This is a genomic window from Pseudomonas sp. NFACC41-3 (genome assembly GCF_900109505.1).
Classification (GTDB): Bacteria; Pseudomonadota; Gammaproteobacteria; order Pseudomonadales; family Pseudomonadaceae; genus Aquipseudomonas; species Aquipseudomonas chlororaphis.
In genome coordinates, this window is sequence record NZ_FOAE01000004.1 from 255,293 (window position 1) to 273,821 (window position 18,529).

Annotated in this window: 22 protein-coding genes; all 22 read right to left on the reverse strand. The window is 64.3% G+C overall.

What is annotated here, in order from left to right; all coding sequences use genetic code 11:
• Window positions 1-21 precede the first annotated feature (21 nt).
• Window positions 22-507 carry a tail fiber assembly protein gene (locus tag BMY68_RS19250; protein ID WP_139214893.1) on the reverse strand — a complete coding sequence of 162 codons (486 nt, stop codon included), beginning with the start codon at window positions 505-507 and terminating at the stop codon, window positions 22-24.
• Window positions 508-509: 2 nt separating this feature from the next.
• Window positions 510-1,430 (reverse strand): gp53-like domain-containing protein, encoded by a 921-nt coding sequence (locus BMY68_RS19255; RefSeq protein ID WP_085529977.1) that lies wholly within the window; start codon window positions 1,428-1,430, stop codon window positions 510-512.
• Window positions 1,431-1,587: 157 nt separating this feature from the next.
• A complete protein-coding gene (locus tag BMY68_RS19260) occupies window positions 1,588-2,079 on the reverse strand; it encodes a tail fiber assembly protein (protein WP_062823507.1) in 492 nt (163 codons plus the stop codon).
• Window positions 2,079-2,999 carry a glycine-rich domain-containing protein gene (locus BMY68_RS19265; RefSeq protein ID WP_085529976.1) on the reverse strand — a complete coding sequence of 307 codons (921 nt, stop codon included), beginning with the start codon at window positions 2,997-2,999 and terminating at the stop codon, window positions 2,079-2,081. Before BMY68_RS19265 ends, BMY68_RS19260 begins: the two co-directional genes overlap by 1 nt.
• Window positions 3,000-3,108: 109 nt before the next feature.
• The gene (locus tag BMY68_RS19270) at window positions 3,109-3,750 is read right to left on the reverse strand and encodes a hypothetical protein (RefSeq protein WP_085529975.1); all 642 of its coding nucleotides are present in this window, start codon (window positions 3,748-3,750) and stop codon (window positions 3,109-3,111) included.
• A gap of 4 nt (window positions 3,751-3,754) precedes the next feature.
• Entirely contained in the window at window positions 3,755-4,609 is an 855-nt protein-coding gene (locus BMY68_RS19275; protein ID WP_085529974.1) for a glycine-rich domain-containing protein, read from the reverse strand.
• Window positions 4,610-4,620: 11 nt separating this feature from the next.
• Window positions 4,621-5,220 carry a YmfQ family protein gene (locus BMY68_RS19280; protein ID WP_062823510.1) on the reverse strand — a complete coding sequence of 200 codons (600 nt, stop codon included), beginning with the start codon at window positions 5,218-5,220 and terminating at the stop codon, window positions 4,621-4,623.
• Entirely contained in the window at window positions 5,208-6,248 is a 1,041-nt protein-coding gene (locus BMY68_RS19285; RefSeq protein ID WP_085529973.1) for a baseplate J/gp47 family protein, read from the reverse strand. Before BMY68_RS19285 ends, BMY68_RS19280 begins: the two co-directional genes overlap by 13 nt.
• Complete coding sequence (locus tag BMY68_RS19290) at window positions 6,238-6,636, reverse strand: phage GP46 family protein (protein ID WP_085529972.1); 399 nt, start codon at window positions 6,634-6,636, stop codon at window positions 6,238-6,240. Before BMY68_RS19290 ends, BMY68_RS19285 begins: the two co-directional genes overlap by 11 nt.
• Window positions 6,636-7,145 (reverse strand): phage baseplate assembly protein V, encoded by a 510-nt coding sequence (locus tag BMY68_RS19295; RefSeq protein WP_009042427.1) that lies wholly within the window; start codon window positions 7,143-7,145, stop codon window positions 6,636-6,638. Before BMY68_RS19295 ends, BMY68_RS19290 begins: the two co-directional genes overlap by 1 nt.
• Before the next feature lie 111 nt (window positions 7,146-7,256).
• Entirely contained in the window at window positions 7,257-8,297 is a 1,041-nt protein-coding gene (locus tag BMY68_RS19300) for a phage baseplate assembly protein (protein WP_009042426.1), read from the reverse strand.
• Window positions 8,298-8,300: 3 nt separating this feature from the next.
• The gene (locus tag BMY68_RS19305; protein ID WP_009042425.1) at window positions 8,301-9,539 is read right to left on the reverse strand and encodes a DNA circularization protein; all 1,239 of its coding nucleotides are present in this window, start codon (window positions 9,537-9,539) and stop codon (window positions 8,301-8,303) included.
• The gene (locus tag BMY68_RS19310; protein ID WP_085529971.1) at window positions 9,526-11,478 is read right to left on the reverse strand and encodes a phage tail tape measure protein; all 1,953 of its coding nucleotides are present in this window, start codon (window positions 11,476-11,478) and stop codon (window positions 9,526-9,528) included. Before BMY68_RS19310 ends, BMY68_RS19305 begins: the two co-directional genes overlap by 14 nt.
• Before the next feature lie 130 nt (window positions 11,479-11,608).
• Window positions 11,609-11,905: a phage tail assembly protein gene (locus BMY68_RS19315; RefSeq protein WP_007923972.1), complete on the reverse strand. Its 297-nt coding sequence runs from the start codon at window positions 11,903-11,905 to the stop codon at window positions 11,609-11,611.
• Window positions 11,902-12,249: a phage tail tube protein gene (locus tag BMY68_RS19320; protein ID WP_007923973.1), complete on the reverse strand. Its 348-nt coding sequence runs from the start codon at window positions 12,247-12,249 to the stop codon at window positions 11,902-11,904. Before BMY68_RS19320 ends, BMY68_RS19315 begins: the two co-directional genes overlap by 4 nt.
• A gap of 66 nt (window positions 12,250-12,315) precedes the next feature.
• The gene (locus BMY68_RS19325; protein WP_009042423.1) at window positions 12,316-13,812 is read right to left on the reverse strand and encodes a phage tail sheath subtilisin-like domain-containing protein; all 1,497 of its coding nucleotides are present in this window, start codon (window positions 13,810-13,812) and stop codon (window positions 12,316-12,318) included.
• Window positions 13,812-13,994 (reverse strand): DUF2635 domain-containing protein, encoded by a 183-nt coding sequence (locus BMY68_RS19330; protein ID WP_007923975.1) that lies wholly within the window; start codon window positions 13,992-13,994, stop codon window positions 13,812-13,814. The genes BMY68_RS19325 and BMY68_RS19330 overlap by 1 nt, the downstream gene beginning before the upstream one ends.
• Window positions 13,991-14,575, reverse strand: coding sequence for a phage tail terminator protein (locus tag BMY68_RS19335; RefSeq protein WP_007923983.1), 585 nt, complete (start codon window positions 14,573-14,575; stop codon window positions 13,991-13,993). Before BMY68_RS19335 ends, BMY68_RS19330 begins: the two co-directional genes overlap by 4 nt.
• A gap of 142 nt (window positions 14,576-14,717) precedes the next feature.
• Window positions 14,718-15,734: a phage tail protein gene (locus BMY68_RS19340; RefSeq protein WP_053259821.1), complete on the reverse strand. Its 1,017-nt coding sequence runs from the start codon at window positions 15,732-15,734 to the stop codon at window positions 14,718-14,720.
• 9 nt (window positions 15,735-15,743) lie between these two features.
• Window positions 15,744-15,956, reverse strand: coding sequence for a tail protein X (locus BMY68_RS19345; RefSeq protein WP_085529970.1), 213 nt, complete (start codon window positions 15,954-15,956; stop codon window positions 15,744-15,746).
• Window positions 15,949-16,332 carry a phage tail protein gene (locus BMY68_RS19350; RefSeq protein ID WP_009042419.1) on the reverse strand — a complete coding sequence of 128 codons (384 nt, stop codon included), beginning with the start codon at window positions 16,330-16,332 and terminating at the stop codon, window positions 15,949-15,951. Before BMY68_RS19350 ends, BMY68_RS19345 begins: the two co-directional genes overlap by 8 nt.
• Complete coding sequence (locus tag BMY68_RS19355; RefSeq protein ID WP_085529969.1) at window positions 16,332-18,521, reverse strand: phage tail tape measure protein; 2,190 nt, start codon at window positions 18,519-18,521, stop codon at window positions 16,332-16,334. The genes BMY68_RS19350 and BMY68_RS19355 overlap by 1 nt, the downstream gene beginning before the upstream one ends.
• Between the last annotated feature and the right edge of the window lie 8 nt (window positions 18,522-18,529).

Genomic DNA, 18,529 nt, shown 5'->3' on the forward strand with positions numbered 1-18,529 from the left:
CCCAATACAGAGTCGATAAACTCAAACGGACTCGGTCATCTGCACCGGCTTTCTCACCCTCTTTCTTTTCACCGTCGCTCCTGTAGTGCCGGAAGTCATTCGCAGCACGGGGCGATCTGTTACGGCAGGAAACTTTCGGGACTTTGGCCAGCTGCGCAAATCGCAGCGATAGGCTTGCAGGGCGTTGTAGTCGGCATCGGACAAGGTGGTGGCGGCTTGAGACTCCAGCTCATCACGATGTCTGGCGACCAGCGCATCGGTCTTGAGCAACTCCGAGTCACGCCAGGCGCGCTCAATTGAAACTAATTGTTCAGGCGAGGGACCGGCAGGGTCGACAAGAATGGGCGCACCGTTGTCATTGGCCACAATCCGCTTGCCCACGCCCTGCCCGGCAAAGAGTTCGGCATATTCAGCCTGGCTGATTTCCACTGCGCCTTCTGGCGGGGCCTCGTTCGCAGAGGCGACAACATCGAAACCGAGGGTTTTCGCAAAGAAATAAATCTTCATGGTTATCGCCCCCACACAACTATGCGCCCGGTTATACCCGCGGCCACTCTAATGGTCCCAACTTCGACCGATCTGACACGGGCGACAGCTGTTGAAGTATTTGATGAACTCAAATCAAACGACCAGACCGTAACATTCGCACCGCCCCAACCTGCGGGATAGCCTTCGTCAGCAATACCTCCCAATATTGCATTGGGAAACTTCATGGGTAATGACAGGGACATAACGCCATTGGCGTCAGACCCACCTAACACCCATTGCTCAATCAAGCCGCTCGGATATTTCTGATAACCCGCGGTCGAAAGCTGAGCCCCATACAACGCGGAGTACTTGAGGCTAGCCGTACCATAAACGGTCCAGACTCCCCACTCCCGGACCAGATTCGCACTTTCACCACTGCTCATCACGATGGAGTTCAGATAGTTTCCTTGTGGACTGATCTGCGCACCGCTCTTGCTAGCCACGGTCACTTGCGCGCTACTACGACAATGCAAGCTGATCGTCGCGCCATCTGGAACAGTCGAGACATCCGGCAGGGTGACGGTAAAGGCGGTAGTCCCACCCAGGCCGATGGAGCAACCGACATCGGCAATGGTCAGTTGCGTGCTTTCCGATATTCCTCGAGCGCTGGAGTAATTACCCAGCGCGCGCTGTACAAACTCTGGAGTAGCGACCGACCGACTCACGTCAAAACGAGGAGGTGTAGAAAAGAGTGTTGAACTGCGTAATGCACCCAGCAGTTGATCATTCGCCCCCTCGTCCGGCGTCATGCCCGCCGCCTGAACTACACCGAGAATTTCCTGGGTAACGCTATTCCCCCAACTTGCCGGAATAAGCGAGCCTGGCGTGCCGGCCAATGGCTCTTCATCAACAAACCTTCCATTCACCAGCCCTACACTGGGCACACTCTTTGGATAATCCAAGGTCTTACTCCTGATAATAAATTCTGTTGGCCCACCTGCGGACCAGGGCCATACAGCGGCCAACTGCGCGCCAAAAAAAGCCCGCTTGAAGCGGGCGTGATGAGCGCGATGCAGATAAATACGCTGCTGATCTATTTGAAATAAACGCAGCACTCGATCAATCAGCTATCTGAAAAAAACTCACTGACCACTCTGGAATCGGCGGACGGGCGGTCATTTCGGGAAAGCTATCGGAGGCGGGCCAATCGCGCAGTGCCTGGCGATACTCGAGCAACTCCAGATACTGTTTCGCCGTCAGCGTCGTGCCCCGTCCCAGCTCCTGTTCATCCCGATGGCGGGTTACCAGCCATTGGCTGTCCGTCAACACGGACTGGCGCCATTTGCGCGCCTGGTCCGGAGCATCCTCGTCAGTCGCCTTGCCCCGTACTTCGGAAGCAAACGCCACTGCTGCCGCCACGTCCACCACGGGGGAAAGCGGCGCAACCTGTTCGGCAAGGTGGATCGGCTTCCCCAGCTCAACCTCGACACCCTCAGGGACAGCGACCATCGAACTGAGAAAATCCGCGGCAAACAGCTGAGAAATCATGAAGCTGCCGGTCTCGATCAGCTCGACGACAACGTCGTCTTCGACTCGTGCATAGAGGGCCATTATTCGTACTCCCAGATTTCACAAAAGGCATTGCCGCCGGCGCCACTCACATATGAAGCAGATGGATTGCTCGAGCAGCTGCCGCTGCCGCCGGAACCTCGTTGTCCCGCATTGCCATTGCCATTCACCCCGTTGAAGGGGCCGCCGCCATCGAATGGACTGGCAGCCCCCCATCCGGAAAGCAGGCCCCAATTGGGATTACTCATCGCATAACCGCCCGTTGCACCGCGCGCATTGGCCAGGTTGCCACCCGTTACGACTTGGCCCCCCATACCGCCCTGGACAAATCCAGGGGTGTTCGACACGAAGGTTAGAATCTGCCCCCCTCCTCCCCCTGCGGCGCTCATGAAGCTGCCAAACGACGCTGCGCCTCCTGCGGCCCCCGCACTGGTTCGAGCGGCCCCACCGGCGCCCAATGTGACGGGAACACCCGCCAGCATTTCCGGAGTCACGTCGTAAAGACTCTCCGCATAGGCACCAGCCCCTCCGCCACCGCCCAGGCTTTGATAAGTGGCCGCTACCGGCGGACAACCGGCACCTGAGCCTCCCGCACCGACCAGGCGGACCCGAATCCGCCTGGCCTTGGGGTTGGGGCGATAGACTGTGACGCCAACGGTGTCGAACTGCTTCACCGCCAACAGACGCCCACCGGCATCAGTGATGCCATATCCACTCAAGGTGGTTGGGGTGTTCTTCAGTTTGGTGAAGTCGACCAGTGCGGCAATCGCCAGCGCCAACTGGTCGTTTTTCGCTTCGTCCGGCGCCAGGCCGGCAGCCTTGATGACATTGAGGATTTCTTGCGTCACCCCGTTGCCCCAGGCAGCGGGAATCAAGGAACCTGGCGTTCCGAGAAGAGGGTTCTCATCGACAAACCAGCCATTGACCAGCCCGACGCTGGGGATACTTTTTGGATAATCCATATCATTGCCCTGCGATCTCCCTTGCTCAGGGAGCTATGTGCGAAAAGCCGCCCACTTTGCAGTGAGCGCCATAGCATGTTTACGAAAGACAGGCCCGACAGAGACCTGATCAGTCGCTGGCAACCTTGCGAATCGCCTCGATCGCTGCCTCGCAGGCGTCTTTCGCAGCCTCCTGCTTGCCCTTGCTGGCCTGAGCCCGGATGCGCTCTTTTGCCTGCAAGCGCAGCGTGCGAAGTGCGAGCAGCTTGCTGTTGAGCTCGGCGGCCTTGTCGAGAATCTGGTCGGCCGCTTCCCTGGCGGTACGGCCTTTCACCACCCAGGCGCTTACCGCGAGAGGCACCGCCTTTTTCGGGTAGCCGGCCTCCTTGAACGCCTGGGCGTCGCTGGCGGCCTGGGCATACTCCGCGGCCTTGAGCGGATCGCCACTGATCATCTGCCGGGCGGTGTCAGCCTCTGCATCCACTCGCTGGCACAGTTGTTCCGCCTCTTGCTCCGCGGCTGCCGCGGCCTGCTGGGAGTCCAGCGACCACTGGCTACCGTCCCAGTAGTGAGCCGCGGAGGGTGGGGGAACATCGACCCGGGTCAGTTCGCCTTCCAGCACATAGTGCAGAGCGTCTTTGCGCTTCCATTGTTCGGCAGTGACCGGTAGTACCTTCATGGTCGGCGCAGGCGCGGCATAGGCGAATTGATCTAGGTCCTGCCAATCGATGACTGTTCCCGAGGTCACGCAATAAAGAATCTGTTTGCTCATGTTTTCACCACTCGATCAGCATGAAACCGGGCACGCCATTGCCGCCAGGCTGGGCAAGTCCGGTACCCGCGATGTAATAGCCTCCCGCGCCGCTGCCACCCGCGCCATAACCGTAAGCGGGCTTTCCCGGTCCCCCAGAGGTCGTGCCTGACCTGGGGATACCGCCACCAGCCCCGAATGGTCCGCTGGCCCCGGCCCCACCCACACCGGCAACGGTATTGGACGAGACATCCGTCGCATCTCCGCCCTCCGGAAAACCCGCCCCACCCTTAGCGCCAGGGACATAGCCAGAAAGATTGACCCCAGACCCTCCTCCACTCCCGCCAGACAGCGACAAAATCGCCCCCGCCGAGCCGACCAGCGTGTTACCACCACCGGTGGCGAGAACCGCCGCGCTGGCACCCACCCCAGCCGCCCCGATCACCACGGGAATGACCTGCCCCGGCGTCACGGTGACAGGAAAGCGGATAACCGGCTGCCCGGCACCGCCTCCACCGCCACCGGAAGACGTCACACTCGTGCCTCCCGGGCAGGCGCCGCCACCGCCTCCTCCCGCACACCCACTCAGCCAGATCTTCGTCACGCCCTCCGGCACGGTGAAGCTGCCATTGGCGGTGAAGCGCTGAATGCCGAGCCCCGCGCTCTTGCGGCTGATGCTGCGAATCGCGCTCAACAGCTGCGTCAGGTTCGCCTCGCTGGGCGTCAGGTCGGCCGCCGTGATCACGGCCAGCAGTTCCTGGGTCACCCCATTGCCCCAGTCCGCCGGAATCAGCGATCCCGGGGTGCCGGTCAGCGGGTTCTCATCGACGAACCTGCCATTGACCAACCCGGCACTGGGCACACTCTTCGGATAATCCATCGGTCTATCCCCTAGTCATAATTGATATGCACCCGCGTATGGGCCGGTGCGCTGCGGTGGATCTGGCATTCCAGGGCCGAGCCCGGGTTCATGCCGAAACGCTCGCCCCAGTAACTCGCGCCAAAGCGCCGGCCCAGGAGTAGTCGTCCACCGGTGTTGAGCGTCCACATGAATTGCGCCTGCCAGGTGCCGAAATGCGCGTCACCAAAACGTGCGCGGCCCATGCGCGGGGCTTCGTGCTCGGTGATGGTGGCGTTCGGATAACCCTGGCTACGGGCGATCTCGATGTAGTAGGCGAGCGCCTGGCTGCCGACGGCCAGCAGCCGCCGGCGCACCGCCAGGCGGCGGTCGTCGAACAGCGGGGTCGGGCCCAGGCAGGGGTCGGGCAGGTTCATCACCCGCTCCCAGTCCGGTACCAGTTCGCTGGCACCGGCCGGGTCCATTTCGTTGAGCAGGTCGGCGGCGCGGGCGTCGAGGCGGGCCAGTTCCTGGGACACGCCTTCGAGCACCTCCTCGAGTTCCGGCACCCGCTCCGGGTCCCAGGCCGGGCCGCTGGGCAGCAGGCTGCGCAGCTGGCTCTGGTATTGCGCGGCGGTTCTTACTCCAGCCATACGCAACCTCCGAACGTCAGCAACTGGTTACTGGCGGCGGGAACATCCGCGGCCGGCGCGCTGAGCCGGTGATCGTTCTCGCCGGCGGCACTGCTGATGGCCTCGCGGATATGGCTGATCAGCAAGGTGTCGCCCAGGCCGGCCTCGCGGTTGTGCAGATCGCGCAACTGGGCCTCGACCGCCGCGCGCACCGCACTGGTGTCCGGCGACAAGCGCAGGCTGTAGGTCACGGGCGACTGCTGCGGCGCCAGCACATGCAACTCGGCCGTCACCGGACGCAACGGTTCGATGTAAGCCTTTACCTCCGCCAGTTGCTCGGCATTCGGGATCGGTTGCGCATCGTCGTCGCGCATCACGAACAGGCCCACGGTGCCCGGCCCCAGGTAGCTGCCACGGCACCACGCCCGAGTAATCCCCGGGCACTCCAGCGCCCAGGTCTCATAGTCCTGGGCCGAGCCGCCGTGGGGGATGATGCGGTAGGAGCGGATCACCCGGGCGCGCAGCGATTCCAGGCTTTCCGCGGCGACGCCGCCGCTCAGGCCGGGGGCGAGCACGGTGAAGGTATTGCCGATGCCCTGGATCGGTTGCACCGGAATCAGGTTCAGGCCGGCCTCGGCATTGCCCAGGGTGCCGGCGTCGAGGGCCTGGACGGTGGTGCTGTTGCTGCCGGCGCTGGTGGTGCGGGCGGCGGTGACTTTGTAGGTGCGGCCGTCACTGGCCTGCAGCAAGGTATCGACGTCCAGCACCGCGCCTGCCGCCGCCGTGAAGATCACCGAACCGCTGGCCGCCTGGGCGGCCTTACGCGGCTGGTTGAGGCGCAGCGCGGCGATGCGTTCCAGGGTCGACTCGTCGGCCTTGTCCGGCAGGATCTGATCGGCGATCCAGTCCAGGTAGCCGTAGAGGCCATAGGCGGCGCCACCGAGGGTACGGGCCAGCACTTGCGCATCGGACTGGCGCAGCGCATCGCTGGCCAGGTCGCTTTGGGTGCGCTTGATCAGCACCGGCAGCGAAGGGGTATCAAAGGGCATAGGTCACCTGCCAACTGTTATCGGGGTTGATGTCCAGGCGTTCACCGTTGGCCAGGACCAGCGTCGTGCGCAGGTTCAGGCGCTGGTCGTCGAGACGTTCGCTGATGATCTCGACCGCGCTGCAATGGCCATCGTCGATCAGCCATTGCAGGGCTTCGCGGGCATAGAACTCGGCGTCGAGCTGGGTCTGGCGGGTCAGCTTGACCCGCCGTAGCAGCCACAGCCGCGAGCCGATGCGGTCGTCGGCCACGGTGGGAAAGCTGTCGCCCCACCAGCCGAAGCGCTCCTCGTCGTCCAGCGGGTCGTCGTCCGCCGTGCGACGCCAGGTGAACAGGCTGATCAGCACGGCACGGGTCAGTGCGCGGTGCAGGTCTTGGCTGATAAACATCATTGGCCTCCCGCCGGCGCGCCGGTCTGCCCGCTACCCGACTGCACGCCGCCATGCACGTGCTGGATCTGGCTGATGCCGCCAGCAACCTGGTCGCCCTGAGAGACGATCTTGCCGGTCTGGGTCAGGGTCGGGGTGTCGATATGCACCGCGCTGCTGGCGCGGATATTGAGGGTGGCGGTCTCGATGTCGATGATCCGCCCACGCTTGAAATGAATCTTGTCGCCTTCGTCGGTGTAGATCGCCACTTCGCCGGGGGCCAGGGCCTTGAGGCGAAAACGGCGGTCGGCGACCACCAGCACGATGGCATGGGAGCGATCGCCGCCGAGAAAGGTGGCGATGCCTTCGGCGCCGGCCAGCGGGTTGCTGGTGAAGCCGTAGGGTTCGAAGTGCTCCATGTCGTCGTTCACTTCGCCGGCGGTCAGGCGCATTTGCAGCGATTGCAGTTTGTTGGCCGAGTTGGCGAGCACGACGGTGCCGCGCGCCAACAGGCGTGTCAGTAGGCTCATGGTTTTTTCCTTGCCCCTGTGCAGGAGCGAGCTTGCTCGCGATAGCGGCCTTACAGGCACACCGTGTCGCCCCCATCGCGAGCAAGCTCGCTCCTACACTACCGGGGGGTTTTAGGCTTTCGGCGGCACCGGACTGGCGTCGAAGGTATGGGGCGGCGCCACCTGCAGGGTGGTGATCGAGCCCTGCTCGGAGAGCGAGTAGGTGACCTTGGAAATCAGCAGGTCCTGGTCGAAACCCAGCACCGGGTCGATCACCCGCACCAGGGTGTTGTGGCGCCACAGCTCGCCGTTGCTCTGGCGCCAGCCCTGCACCTTGTAGGTGCTGGTCAGGGCCTTGCCGGTGCGAATGGCGCTTTCCCAGTCGGCCCGTTGCTGGGCCAGCTCCTGGGTCAGCTGGGCCGGTTCGTTGATCACCGTGACCCGCTTGCGCTTGGCCGTGGCGTCGCTGGCCACGCCCGACACTTCGCTGACCGCGGCGCCGCTTTTCTGGTCGTTGCCCTTGTGCTGGCCGATCACCCGGTACTCGGAAAACACCTGGCTGAAGTCCATCGGCGCGCTGGCCGAGAGGATGTTCTTGCCCAACTCCAGCACATCCACCGCACGCCCGCCGCTGCCCGGCCGGGCCAACAGCACCCGGCCTTCGGCGTCGTCGGTGGAGAACACCCGGAACAAGGTCAGCAGGCGGTCGATGGACTGGAACACGGTTTCCCCGGGCACGATGCTGTGGCTGCTCAACCGCGTGGTTTCCGCGATCTCGCTGACCACCCCGACGCCGTAGGACGCGGCCAGGGCCTGGACGATTTTCAGCAGGCTCTGCTCGCGCCATTGGCCGGGCTGGTTGATCGCCGCGCAATCCACCAGGTCCTGGGTCAGGGAACTGCCCTCGATGCTCAAGCCGATCTGCCGACCGTCATAGCTGATCGGCGCCTTGAACACATGGCCGCTGAGCAACAGGTCGGCGCCGATGCGCACCTGGCACTTGGCGCCGGGACGGATGCGCTGGTCCAGGGTCTGGCCCGGCCATTGCCAGGTCACGTCGAGCTTGAAGGTGCGAAACTGCCGCTCCAGATCGGCGCTGATTTCCACGCTTTTCCAGCCGCCGTAATCCTGGCCGTCCACCGTCAACAGCACCCGGTTATCGAAGTTGCCCATGGCTCACTCCCCCGCGACTTTGACGTTGGTCGGCGGCAGGAAGCCGGGATGGGCCACGCCGTTGCGCTGCTGCACTTCGGCCGCCCGGGTGGCATCGCCAAACAGCCGATAGGCAAGCACCACCGTCGGCAGGCTCTGCATCGGGTTCTTCACCACCAGCCGCACGCCGGACGAGGCCACCGCAGTGAGGTGGCCGTAGACCAGCTGGCGCAGGCCGTTGAGCACCTCGTAATGCAGGGCGTCGGCTTTTTCCGCGGCCTGCCAGATCGCCTCGTTGATCGCGTTGCGCAGCGCCAGCACCTCGTCGGCCACCGGCACTTCCGCGCGGGTCACCGGCTGGATCGCCTGCTTGGCCAGCGACGGCGTGCCGCTCAGCTTGACCGCCGGGGTTGCCACCGGCAGCGAGGCCACGGCCTGGGCAATCCGCACCAGCACGGCGTCCTGCACCAGGTCGGCCATGGCTTGCGCCGCGGCGGTGGTGTCCTTGCCAGTGGTGAGTTTCGGCGTGTCGATCTTCTTCACCGCCTCGACCTGCTGCGAGACATTGGCCAGCACGCCGCGGTAACCGTTGCGCGCATAGTCCTTGAGGTCCTTGATGTCCCCCAGCAAGCCCTTGAACTCGGCACTCACTTCCTTGGGCAGGTCCTTGATCGCCCGCACCAGCAGGTTGAGATCGCGGTAGGTGTCGATCAGCGGCTTGAGCTCCTGCTCGATGGTCTGGTAGACCTCCTTGAGGCTGTTGCGCAGGTCGGCGATGCCGATGCGCGCGGCCTTGACCAGAGTCATGGCCTCCTCGAAGCGGCGCACCGCCGAGCCGATAAGGCTGTCGGCCGACACCAGCAACAGCTGGCGGGTGTTGACCGTGGCGCTGGGGAACTGCAACGGCTGGTCGGGGTAGAACTTCAGGGTGAAGGTCACCAGGCCGCCGTCCTGGCGGCTCTGGGTCATCTCGCATTCGCCGACCTTGACCTGCAAGCGCCCCAGCCACGGGTGCACCAGTTCACCGCTGCCCTGCTCCAGCGCCTGGAGCAGCTTGTCGCGCTGCTCCAGGCAATCGGCGCCGACGATGAACGCCGTCAGGTCGTGGGTCCGCGCCTGCCGCCCCAGGCTCTCGTAGAACGGCAGGTCACGCTGCGGGTACTCGTGCAACTGGCCCTTGTGGCCGACCGGGGTTTTCGCCTGGTCGACCCAAAACCCGACGCCACGAAACGACGCCGGCAACAAACGATCACGCCAGCTCATTGGAACCTCCTAGCGAAAGTGAGCGGTAGCCGACACGCGACGACAGCGCCACGCCGGGTTGGTTGATTTGCGGCGCGCTGGTACGCAGGCCCGCCGGGGCGTTTTCGAAGCTCACCGTCAGCCCGCCCTGCAATTGCGTGCGGTTGTTGGCCGCGCTCTGCTGCAACAGCGAGGTGGAGCTTTGCGGCAGGCCGGCGGAAAGCGCCGAAGAACCCGGCGCCGGCTGGCCGCCACCGAAGAACGCCGGCGCCAGCGCGCCTTTGCCTTCGGCATTGGTTTGCCGCTGCGCCTCGGTGAGGTTTTCCACCTTGCCGGTGACGCGGGCGACGAAACCGGCGAAACCACCGTCGAACAGTTCCCTGATCGGTGCGATCACCGCCTGCAGCCGTTGCCACAGGCCACTGAACCACTCGGTGATCGGCTCCCAGTTCTTGATGATCTGCCCCAGGGGCGACCACTCGAACATACCGCGCATGAATTCGATGGCCGGCGCCGCCAGGGCTTTCAACACCTCCCAGAGGGCCGCGAACACATCGCTGATGGGCTGCCAGTTGGCGATGATCTGCCCCACGGGCGACCACTCGAACAGGGTGACAAAAAAGTCCTTGATGACCTGCGCCGCGCTTTTCAGGGTTGCCCAGATGGCGTCGAAGTAGGTACTGATCGTGCCCCAGTTATTGATCACCATCCCCAGTGGCGAGGTGTCGAACAACATGACGAAGAAGTCCTTCACCTGTTGCGCCGGACCTTGCAGGCCGGCCCAGAGCGAAGCGAAGTAAGCGCTGATCGCGCCCCAGTTGTTGATCACCATCCCCAGTGGCGAGCTGTCGAACAGCCCGATGAAGAAGGCCTTGACCCGCTGCGCCGGACCTTGCAGGCCGGCCCAGAGCGAGGCGAAGAAACCGCTGATCGCGCCCCAGTTGTTGATCACCATCCCCAGCGGTGTCCAGGCGAACAGGCCTTTGAGGAAGTCCATCGCCGGAACGGACAGCGCCTTGAGCAACTCCCACAACGCGGAAAACAGGCCGCTCAGCGGCGTCCAGTTTTCAATCACCAGCCCCAGCGGCGTCCAGGAAAACACCTGCTTGAAGAAGTCGACCACGGACGCGGCCATCGTCTTGAGCTGTTCCCAGAGGCCGGCAAAAAAGCCGGTGATCGATCCCCAATTGGCGATCACCATTCCCAGCGGGGTCCAGCCGAAGACCGTCTTCAACCCCACCATCAGTTGCGCGGCGGCGTCCTTGATGCTTGCCCAGAGGGTGACAAAAAACGCCGACAGCGGCTCCCAGTTGGCCACGATCAGGCCCGCCGCCACCGCGATTCCCAGGGCGATCAGGCCGATGGGCGAGGCCAGCAGGCCGCTGCTGAACAGGGTCACGGCGGACGAGGCCAGGGTCATGGCGCCGCGGATCGCGGTGAAGGCCAAGGCGCCGGCGGCGAGGCCCTGGACCAGCTGCGGGTTGCTTTCAATGACCTTGGCCACAAAGCCCAGCAGCGGTTGCACGGCGGTCACTACCGAGTTGACCGCCGGCAGCAGCGCGCTGCCGAACTTTTGCGAGATGTCGTCGACGCTGTCGCTGAATGCCTTCAGGTTAGTGCCCGTCTCGCCCAGCACATCCTTGGGCGGTTCGATGCCCTGCGCCACCAGCTTGGCCCGCGCCGCCTGGTTCTCGAATTCGATGGCGGAGTTGACCCCCGCCACGAAAGGCGCGGCCAGGCCACCGCCCTTGATCAGGCCGGAAAAATCCAGCCCGCCCAGGCCGCTGTCTTCGATGCTTTTCTTGAAGCGGCTGACTTTCGAACGCACCTCTCCCAGCTCGGCGTCCAGTTTCTGCATGCCTTGCATGACCACCAGCATGTTCACCGTGGTCTGCACGTTGGTCACGCTCAGGCGCTGTTTGATGCTCGTCTGATTCAAGCTTTGATTGATGTTCACCATCACTGCACCTGCTGCATCGCATTGATCCGTTGCGCGTGCTCCAGGGACTCCCGGAGCACATCCAGTGGCCTGGCCATCATCTGTTCGGGGTCAACCTTCCAGAACCAGGCCAGGTCATAGGCAACCGCGATCAGGTCGCTGATGGCTCCGATGCCGCACTCATGAAAAAACTCGCGACCGCCCAGCTCAGGGCGTTGAGGTCGGCCAGGTCGAGCTGGTTGACCGAGGACGGAGGAATGCCGGCACAGACCGCGATGTACTTGGCCGCGACGTCCATGTCGAGGCTGACTTCTTCGCTCTTGTCGATCTTGTACGGCAGCGCCTTGATCGCCCGCACCTCCTGCACCGTCGGGCGGCGCAGGGTCAGTTCGGTCAGCGGTTCGCCGTGGGCTTCAATGGCCACACGCAGCTTTACGCTATCGCTCATTGCCAGGTCCCCTTGATGCCTTCGAACTTCAGTTCGATGCTCGCGTCGTCACCCTTGGAAACCGGCTCTTCCACCAGGTAGGCGCCGGCCAGGACGTAGACCTTGCCGTTGCTGAACTCGCAGGTGACGGTCATGTCGGAACCGGCCACCAGCTGCTTGAGCGGGAAGTCCGGGGTGTGCAGCGCCGTGACCTTGAAGGACGGGGCAATGTCGGTTTCCTTGTAGAAACCCGGCACGATGGTTTCCCGTTTCACGGACATCAGCGGTGCTTCGCAGCCGCCGTTGATGGTCAGTTGAGCGCCGTCCACTTTGACGTAGCAGGTGCCCGCAATCAGTTGACCCATGGTGTTTCTCCCAAAAAATGAGCCCGCACCAGGCGGGCTGGAAAAGCGCAGTGAAAGAGGCTCGGCTTAGGCCGCCGCGTCGTACTGCAGACGGAATTGGTTGAGCAGCGCGAACACACGCAGGCCGTTGATGTAGTCCGGCGGGAACAGCACGTTGACCCGGCTCGGGTCCTGGCTGTCGCGCTCGACGATCAGGTGCTCGGCGAACAGCTCGGCGTTCTCCACGTGGCCTTCCAGTTCGAGCTTGGCGTACTGGGCGATCAGCTCGCCGCGAATGGTGCTCGGGGTCACGATCGGCTGGCCGGCACCGAAGCGGGTACCGTCGGCGGCCAGTTTGTGGCGCCCGTACTTGCTGGTGATCACGCTTTGCAGGCGGCGCACGATAAAGGCCGACTGGTGCATGGTTTCGCTGTCCAGGTAGGAGTTGTCGGCCTGGCCGTAGGCGTTCTTCTGGTAGGTGGTGATCGAACGCTGGATGCGCACATAGCCGCCTTCGTAGTAGGCGGTGGCGATGCCGTAGCTGAGCAGCGATTGACGCTCGGTCAGGGTGAAACGCTCGCTGGCCGGCGCCGGATCGACACCCGGCAGGCTGCCGCTCTGGGTCGGACGGCTGGCATCGGCGGAGATGAACACCGAGGTGCGCGCGGCCAGTGCCGCGGCCTGCACCCAGAACGGCTGCGGTACGCCTGGCTCCAGGGCCTGGATGGTGATGTGCTGGTCGTTGCGGGCTTGCCCTGCCGCCACCAGGGTGCCGACGGTGCCGCGCTTGGCGCTGTAGACGTGACCGAACAGTTGCTTGGCCCAGGACCAGCGACCGGTGCTGTCGTCCATGACGGCTTGCCAGGCGTTGAGGGTCGCGGTGTCGGTCCACGGCATGCAGATGAACTCGAAAGGTTCATCGCCCAGGGCCGCCAGTGCGGCAACCTGATCCGGCACGCCGGCGCCGCCGGCCATTTTGCCGACCGTCACGCTCAAGCCGGCCGGGGTTTCTTCGCCATTGCTCTTGCCCAGGCGGTTGAGCTGCAGGCTGATGTCGTTCGCGCTGTCGCCGGTCCATTTGGCGGTCAGGGTCAGGGTGCCTTCGACCGCCTCGGCGCTCACTGGCAGGTCGGCGGCGGCATTGATTTTCAGCGCCAGCGCGCTGGCGGCCTGAGCCGCGGTGGCGGCGTTGACGATGGCGGCCTGAACCCGCACACCACCGACATACAGGTTGAGCACGCCGCTGGCGCTGGCGGTGCCGGTGAACTTCAGCTCGGCCTTGGCCACGCTGCCTTCGACGTTGTGCAGCGGCAGGCACCAGATTTCACCAATCGGATCGGTCTTGCGCCAGGTCTCGTACATGGAGGCGAGCATCGAGCCCTGACCGCCGATACTCTTGGCCAGCGCGACGCTGGACACCAGCACCAGCTTGCCGGTTTCGGCCGGCGCGACGTTGTCGTTGACCTGGGCCACGATCAGTCGGCGCATCGCCGAAGACGCGCTATTGGCCGCCGAATTGTCCATCTCGGCGTAGAACAGCGGCACACGAATGTCCGCCGGAATATTGCTGAATCCGATCGCCATTATTTGGCTCCTTGTGGTTTGGCCGCCTTCGCGGCCTTGAGGGTGATATCGCCATCGGCCAGACGCCGGCGCCACCAGGCGTTGTCGTCGACTTCACGGCCTTCCAGCGGCAGCAGGTCGCCGGCTTCGGGGTCCGGCACGGCGCGGCCCGCGGCCGGCAGCACAGTGATGCGTTTGCTCATTGCGTTACGTCTCCAGAGAAAGTCAGTTCCAGGCGCCCGTCGGGCCCCGGGTGTTGCAGGTTGGGGTCCGCCGGATCGATGGCATCGACCCGCACCGTGACCCCGGTAAAGGACGGCAGGCCGTCCAGTTCACGCTCGCGCCAGGTTTCCGCCGGCTGGCTGGCCAGGTTGCGTCCCAGCTGGAACTCGGCGAAAAAGCGCAGCTGATAGAACAACCGCGTGGCGCTGAGCGAAACCAGCTCGCCGCCGTCGTATTCGATCGGGTTGTAGTCCGCGCCCGGCTTGAACCCCACCAGCGCCCGCCACAACTCGGCACGCAGGCTTTCGAGTTGCTCCAGGGCCTGCCGGCCGTCGCTGGCGTCCAGCACCAGGGTGATCGCCAAGCGGTCGCGAATGGCCTGGCGGGTAACGTTCTGCCCGGTGCTCGGGCTGGCCAGATCGGCGATCGGCGTCACATGGGCACTGGGGGTGGGCAACGCGGTATTGCTTTGCAGCAGCGCGAGATCGACGCCGACGGCCACCTGATTGGCCAGGCCGGGGCAGTGATCGCGCAGTTGCGTGAGGATCGGAGTGATCTTCATGAAGAAGCTCCACAACGGGGTGAATGGGAAACCTTCAGGCGCGGCCACAAGCGATCGCCCAGGCAGCGGGCACCCGGGCAACAGGATGGAGTCGTGGAAACAACGGCGCGCAAGATCAGAACAGCCGGGCAAGGCCCGGTAACTAGGGCTGTTGCTCCAGGCAGGTGGCCTCGATCAGGCAGCGATAATTTTTTTCGCGATTGCCGCTGGCAGTCACCTTGTCGATCGACCAGGTGCCCTGCATGAACCCCGGCCAGCTGTTGTCCAGCGACACCAGCCCCTCGGCCGACAGCGCCGGATCACCGGGGCAGTCGATCTTCAACTTGATCGCTTCGCGCTCGATGCGGCGCATGGCGCCCTGGGCTGCGCCGCGGGCCTCGCCCTCTGCCGGGTAACGCTGGCGCAGGACCTGGAAAGGAGCCTGCCCCAGGCTGACCACACGCTCCTTGCCGGCCGCCGAATCCCACCAGGTGGCCTTGCAGCCCTTGTGCTTGGCCCGGCCGTTTTCATCGATGCTGGCCGAGATGAATGCCGTATCTCCCGGGCGGTTATCCCGGGTCACGCTCAAACGCACCGGCGAAAGGATCTTTCCGGAGAGCGACTTCGCCTGCCCGCGCAGCGCCAGCACATACATCTCGTTGAACGGTTTGGTGACGGCATCGTGCGGGCGGGCAATACGCGTCAGAAAGCCCATGTCGGTCTCGTTGCACTGATCGACATGCGGGATCGGGATCGAGTCCAGTTCAGGCGCCACTCGCGGTGAAAAACCGTGGCGCGAGGTCAGCTGGCGAAACAGCGCGCCGAGGGTCGTGGGGCCATGGCTGGCGGAGCGGCGCTGCTTGAAGCCGGTCGTATCCGCCACCTTGAAGGGGGCGGCCGTGGCCACCAGAGTCAGGCGTGGCGGAAACAGGTTGGGCGTGCGGCGGGTGATGACGAACTCGCCACGATCCACCAGCCCCGACTCCAGATAGCCCACCCGCAGGCCGACCTTCCCGCCCAGCTCGGGGAGCCCTTCCAGGCCTTCGATATCGAGGGTCAGCGAGAGCTGGTCGGACTCGATGCCCGCGGCGTCGATGTGCGTCCAGCTGATCAGTCGTTCGTTGAAGCGCGCGGCATTGGCGCCGTAGAGCTCAATACTCGGGGTGAATCCCAGGGTCATGGCGCCTCCTTAGTCCCAGGCCGAGACGGGCATTGCAGCTACCGGCCGCGACTCGATCTCGGGCACGATCACCCAGACACCCGCCGGCAGCACCGGGCCCTTCTCGGCCAGCAGCGGATTGAGGCGCCAGAGCGCTTCCTCGACTGCATCGTCGCAACGTCCCACCTCGCGGTAGAGCAGCAGGTTGACCGAATCGCCGGCAATACTTCGAACCCTACGCATTGACGAATTCCTCGAGGTTGATGGTCCAGTTGATCACCAGCGCCGTGCCGTCATCGATGATGGAGGTCTGCACCTCCGTCACCAGGTTGACGCGCCAGCGCCCCCAGTTGCGGCCGATACCGTCCACCAGCGGCAAGGGCACACGGGCGGCCTGCAACTCGCGCAGCTGGTCCAGGCGCGCCATGCCCGTGGCGTACATCGACTTACCACTGATCTGCAGCGTTTCCAGCTTCTGCCCCACCTGCTGCGACTTCGGCTTGCTGGTGACGATGTCGATACTGGCCCAGCCGCCGTCCGTCTTGCGCTCAAGCCGCTCGTAGGCGAACCCGGCGGACAGGCCAAAAATGAAATTACCCAATGCCATCTGCTGTCGCATCACATCACTCCATCGGTCAGGGCCGCGTCGCGCCGTACCGCGAGCGGGTTGCTCATCATCAGGGGCATGACCTGCATCTGCATTTGCTGGATCACCATGTCCACCAGTTGCCTGGAGGTGGCCTGATCCTGGCCATAGATATTGACGACCGGGGCGAAAGTGACCTGCTGGCTGGAAGCCGAATTGGCCACCAGGTTCTTGCTCACTTCATCCGGAGACTTCAGGCGGTTCCCCGCCTCGCCGCCGAGCTGACCGAGCGCCTCGCCTCCCAGCCATCCGCCAATGGCGCCGCCGACCAACCCGCCGACAGCCGTGCCGAGGATCGGCACGACGCTGCCCAGGGCTGCGCCCAGCGCGGCACCGGATGCACCTCCGGCCCAGGAGCCCCCCAAGGTGCCCAAGCCGGAACCAATGGCCCCGGGGTCGCGGTTACGCACACCCCTGAACACATTCAGGCCGGCCCTGAGCAGGTTGAGCGGCCGGCTGGCCACCCGGCCGGACACGGAACGCACGACGGCGAAACTGCCTCTCAACCCACGGCCAATGCGCGACATCAGCCCGGCGCGTGGCGCAGTTGCAGAGGTGTTTTTGGGGGCGGGTTTTGCCGTATTGGCTTGTTTCTTTTGCTGCTCTTTCTTTGCTTGCCTCTCCTGTCGCCTTCGCTCTTGTCTGTTCTGGCCGCGGCTTTCACCGCCGCCCGAAGGGCCACCACAGCAGGCCCCGCCCTCGCCGAACAACTTGCCAATACTCGACGGCAGGCTCGGAGCCGCCAGGCTCAACAGCTTTTTCGCCACCTGGGTAAAGACTTCGTCCAGCACCGACTTGAGCAGGCGGCCCACCACCGGTGCGATGGCGGCCCCCGCCAAGGCCAGGCCGGCAGCGATCTTCGGAAACTCCGTAGCCAGGCTGCTCAAGCCATCGACCACCCCACCGATAGGCACCATCGCCCCTTCCGCCACCGGCGCGAGAGCGGAACCGAACGCGGTGTTCATCCGGTTCAAGCGGGCGTCGAAGGTATTCGCCTGGGCCGATGCGGACTGGCGTACCGAGCCCTTGTCGCCCAGCTCCGAGGTGGCGTACTGCTGCTTGTCGGCGACCTGCGCCAATGCCTTTTGAACTTCAGGCAGCTGTTGCGACAGGCGCAACGCTGCTTCATCCGCGCCACCGAACAGCGCGCCGGCCAGCGTGGAGCGCTCCCGGCTCGACAAATCGGGCGCTTGCAGCGCCTTGAGCAGGTCGGTCAGGGCGCCCGCCCCCTCCAGCTTCAGCGGGTCGATATTCAACCGTTGCAAGGCCGCTTGCTGTGCCTGGGACTTCGGTTCGCCCTTGCCCAGCACGGCAGTGATGCCTTTCAGCGCGGCTCCCGCATCGGCCTTTTGCGTGCCGGTGTTGAGCAAGGCCGTCGTCAGTGCCGCCGCCTGCTCCGGGGCAAGCCCCGCCGTCGTGGCGGCAGCGCCATGCCGTTGCAGGATCGTCCCGATGTCGGCCGCCTCTGCATCTCCTGGTCGCTTGCCGAGGTGGTTGATCGCATCCGCCAGATCGAGCGCCTGGGTGCGATCGAGCTTCATCGAGGTGCGCCAGCCGGCCATCATGTCCCCGGTATCCTTGGGAGGCATCTTGAACGCGGTTGCCGTAAGCGCGGCATCACCGGCGAATGTCGTCAGGGTTTGCCGTGCAGAGGCGCCCTTGTCGTTGTCGATCCCGGCCTTGGCCGCGGCGTATTCGAGCTTCGCCAGGTCGACGGCCGTGGTTCCACCCGCGGCGACCCCTCGATAACTGGCCATGCGGTAATTATCTTGCGCGAGTTCATCGCGCTCATTGCCAGGGAGGTAAACCACCCTCCCCAGATCGGCCAGCGCCGCATCCATCGCCATCGCCGACTTGAACAGGTCAGGCGCTTGAAGCCCACTAGCGGCCTTGTCGGGGGCTTTAGCCTCGGGCTTGGCGCTGCCGGCGAATGCCAGCGGCAACGAACGTTGCGACGACAGCGTCAACTTCAACGAGTCGATGGCCGTGGTCAGCAGGCGAATGTCCACGCTGGCGGCATTCAGGGCCAGGATAAAGCTGCCGGATGACAGGCCGGCATCCGCCAGGCTCGCCACGGGGGCGCCTGGCTGCATGACGCCGACGGGCGCCAGCCCGTGCTGTTGCACGGTGGCGTTCTTGAGCGAAAACTGATTGTTCGCCATTTCGCTCT

What these genes read in the sequence shown, in the direction of transcription:
- BMY68_RS19250 (WP_139214893.1), bottom strand. Translation starts at nt 507, where the DNA reads ATGAAGATTTATTTCTTTGCGAAAACCCTCGGTTTCGATGTTGTCGCC.
- BMY68_RS19260 (WP_062823507.1), bottom strand. Translation starts at nt 2,079, where the DNA reads ATGGCCCTCTATGCACGAGTCGAAGACGACGTTGTCGTCGAGCTGATC.
- BMY68_RS19265 (WP_085529976.1), bottom strand. Translation starts at nt 2,999, where the DNA reads ATGGATTATCCAAAAAGTATCCCCAGCGTCGGGCTGGTCAATGGCTGG.
- BMY68_RS19270 (WP_085529975.1), bottom strand. Translation starts at nt 3,750, where the DNA reads ATGAGCAAACAGATTCTTTATTGCGTGACCTCGGGAACAGTCATCGAT.
- BMY68_RS19275 (WP_085529974.1), bottom strand. Translation starts at nt 4,609, where the DNA reads ATGGATTATCCGAAGAGTGTGCCCAGTGCCGGGTTGGTCAATGGCAGG.
- BMY68_RS19280 (WP_062823510.1), bottom strand. Translation starts at nt 5,220, where the DNA reads ATGGCTGGAGTAAGAACCGCCGCGCAATACCAGAGCCAGCTGCGCAGC.
- BMY68_RS19285 (WP_085529973.1), bottom strand. Translation starts at nt 6,248, where the DNA reads ATGCCCTTTGATACCCCTTCGCTGCCGGTGCTGATCAAGCGCACCCAA.
- BMY68_RS19290 (WP_085529972.1), bottom strand. Translation starts at nt 6,636, where the DNA reads ATGTTTATCAGCCAAGACCTGCACCGCGCACTGACCCGTGCCGTGCTG.
- BMY68_RS19295 (WP_009042427.1), bottom strand. Translation starts at nt 7,145, where the DNA reads ATGAGCCTACTGACACGCCTGTTGGCGCGCGGCACCGTCGTGCTCGCC.
- BMY68_RS19300 (WP_009042426.1), bottom strand. Translation starts at nt 8,297, where the DNA reads ATGGGCAACTTCGATAACCGGGTGCTGTTGACGGTGGACGGCCAGGAT.
- BMY68_RS19305 (WP_009042425.1), bottom strand. Translation starts at nt 9,539, where the DNA reads ATGAGCTGGCGTGATCGTTTGTTGCCGGCGTCGTTTCGTGGCGTCGGG.
- BMY68_RS19310 (WP_085529971.1), bottom strand. Translation starts at nt 11,478, where the DNA reads ATGGTGAACATCAATCAAAGCTTGAATCAGACGAGCATCAAACAGCGC.
- BMY68_RS19315 (WP_007923972.1), bottom strand. Translation starts at nt 11,905, where the DNA reads ATGAGCGATAGCGTAAAGCTGCGTGTGGCCATTGAAGCCCACGGCGAA.
- BMY68_RS19320 (WP_007923973.1), bottom strand. Translation starts at nt 12,249, where the DNA reads ATGGGTCAACTGATTGCGGGCACCTGCTACGTCAAAGTGGACGGCGCT.
- BMY68_RS19325 (WP_009042423.1), bottom strand. Translation starts at nt 13,812, where the DNA reads ATGGCGATCGGATTCAGCAATATTCCGGCGGACATTCGTGTGCCGCTG.
- BMY68_RS19330 (WP_007923975.1), bottom strand. Translation starts at nt 13,994, where the DNA reads ATGAGCAAACGCATCACTGTGCTGCCGGCCGCGGGCCGCGCCGTGCCG.
- BMY68_RS19335 (WP_007923983.1), bottom strand. Translation starts at nt 14,575, where the DNA reads ATGAAGATCACTCCGATCCTCACGCAACTGCGCGATCACTGCCCCGGC.
- BMY68_RS19340 (WP_053259821.1), bottom strand. Translation starts at nt 15,734, where the DNA reads ATGACCCTGGGATTCACCCCGAGTATTGAGCTCTACGGCGCCAATGCC.
- BMY68_RS19345 (WP_085529970.1), bottom strand. Translation starts at nt 15,956, where the DNA reads ATGCGTAGGGTTCGAAGTATTGCCGGCGATTCGGTCAACCTGCTGCTC.
- BMY68_RS19350 (WP_009042419.1), bottom strand. Translation starts at nt 16,332, where the DNA reads ATGCGACAGCAGATGGCATTGGGTAATTTCATTTTTGGCCTGTCCGCC.
- BMY68_RS19355 (WP_085529969.1), bottom strand. Translation starts at nt 18,521, where the DNA reads ATGGCGAACAATCAGTTTTCGCTCAAGAACGCCACCGTGCAACAGCAC.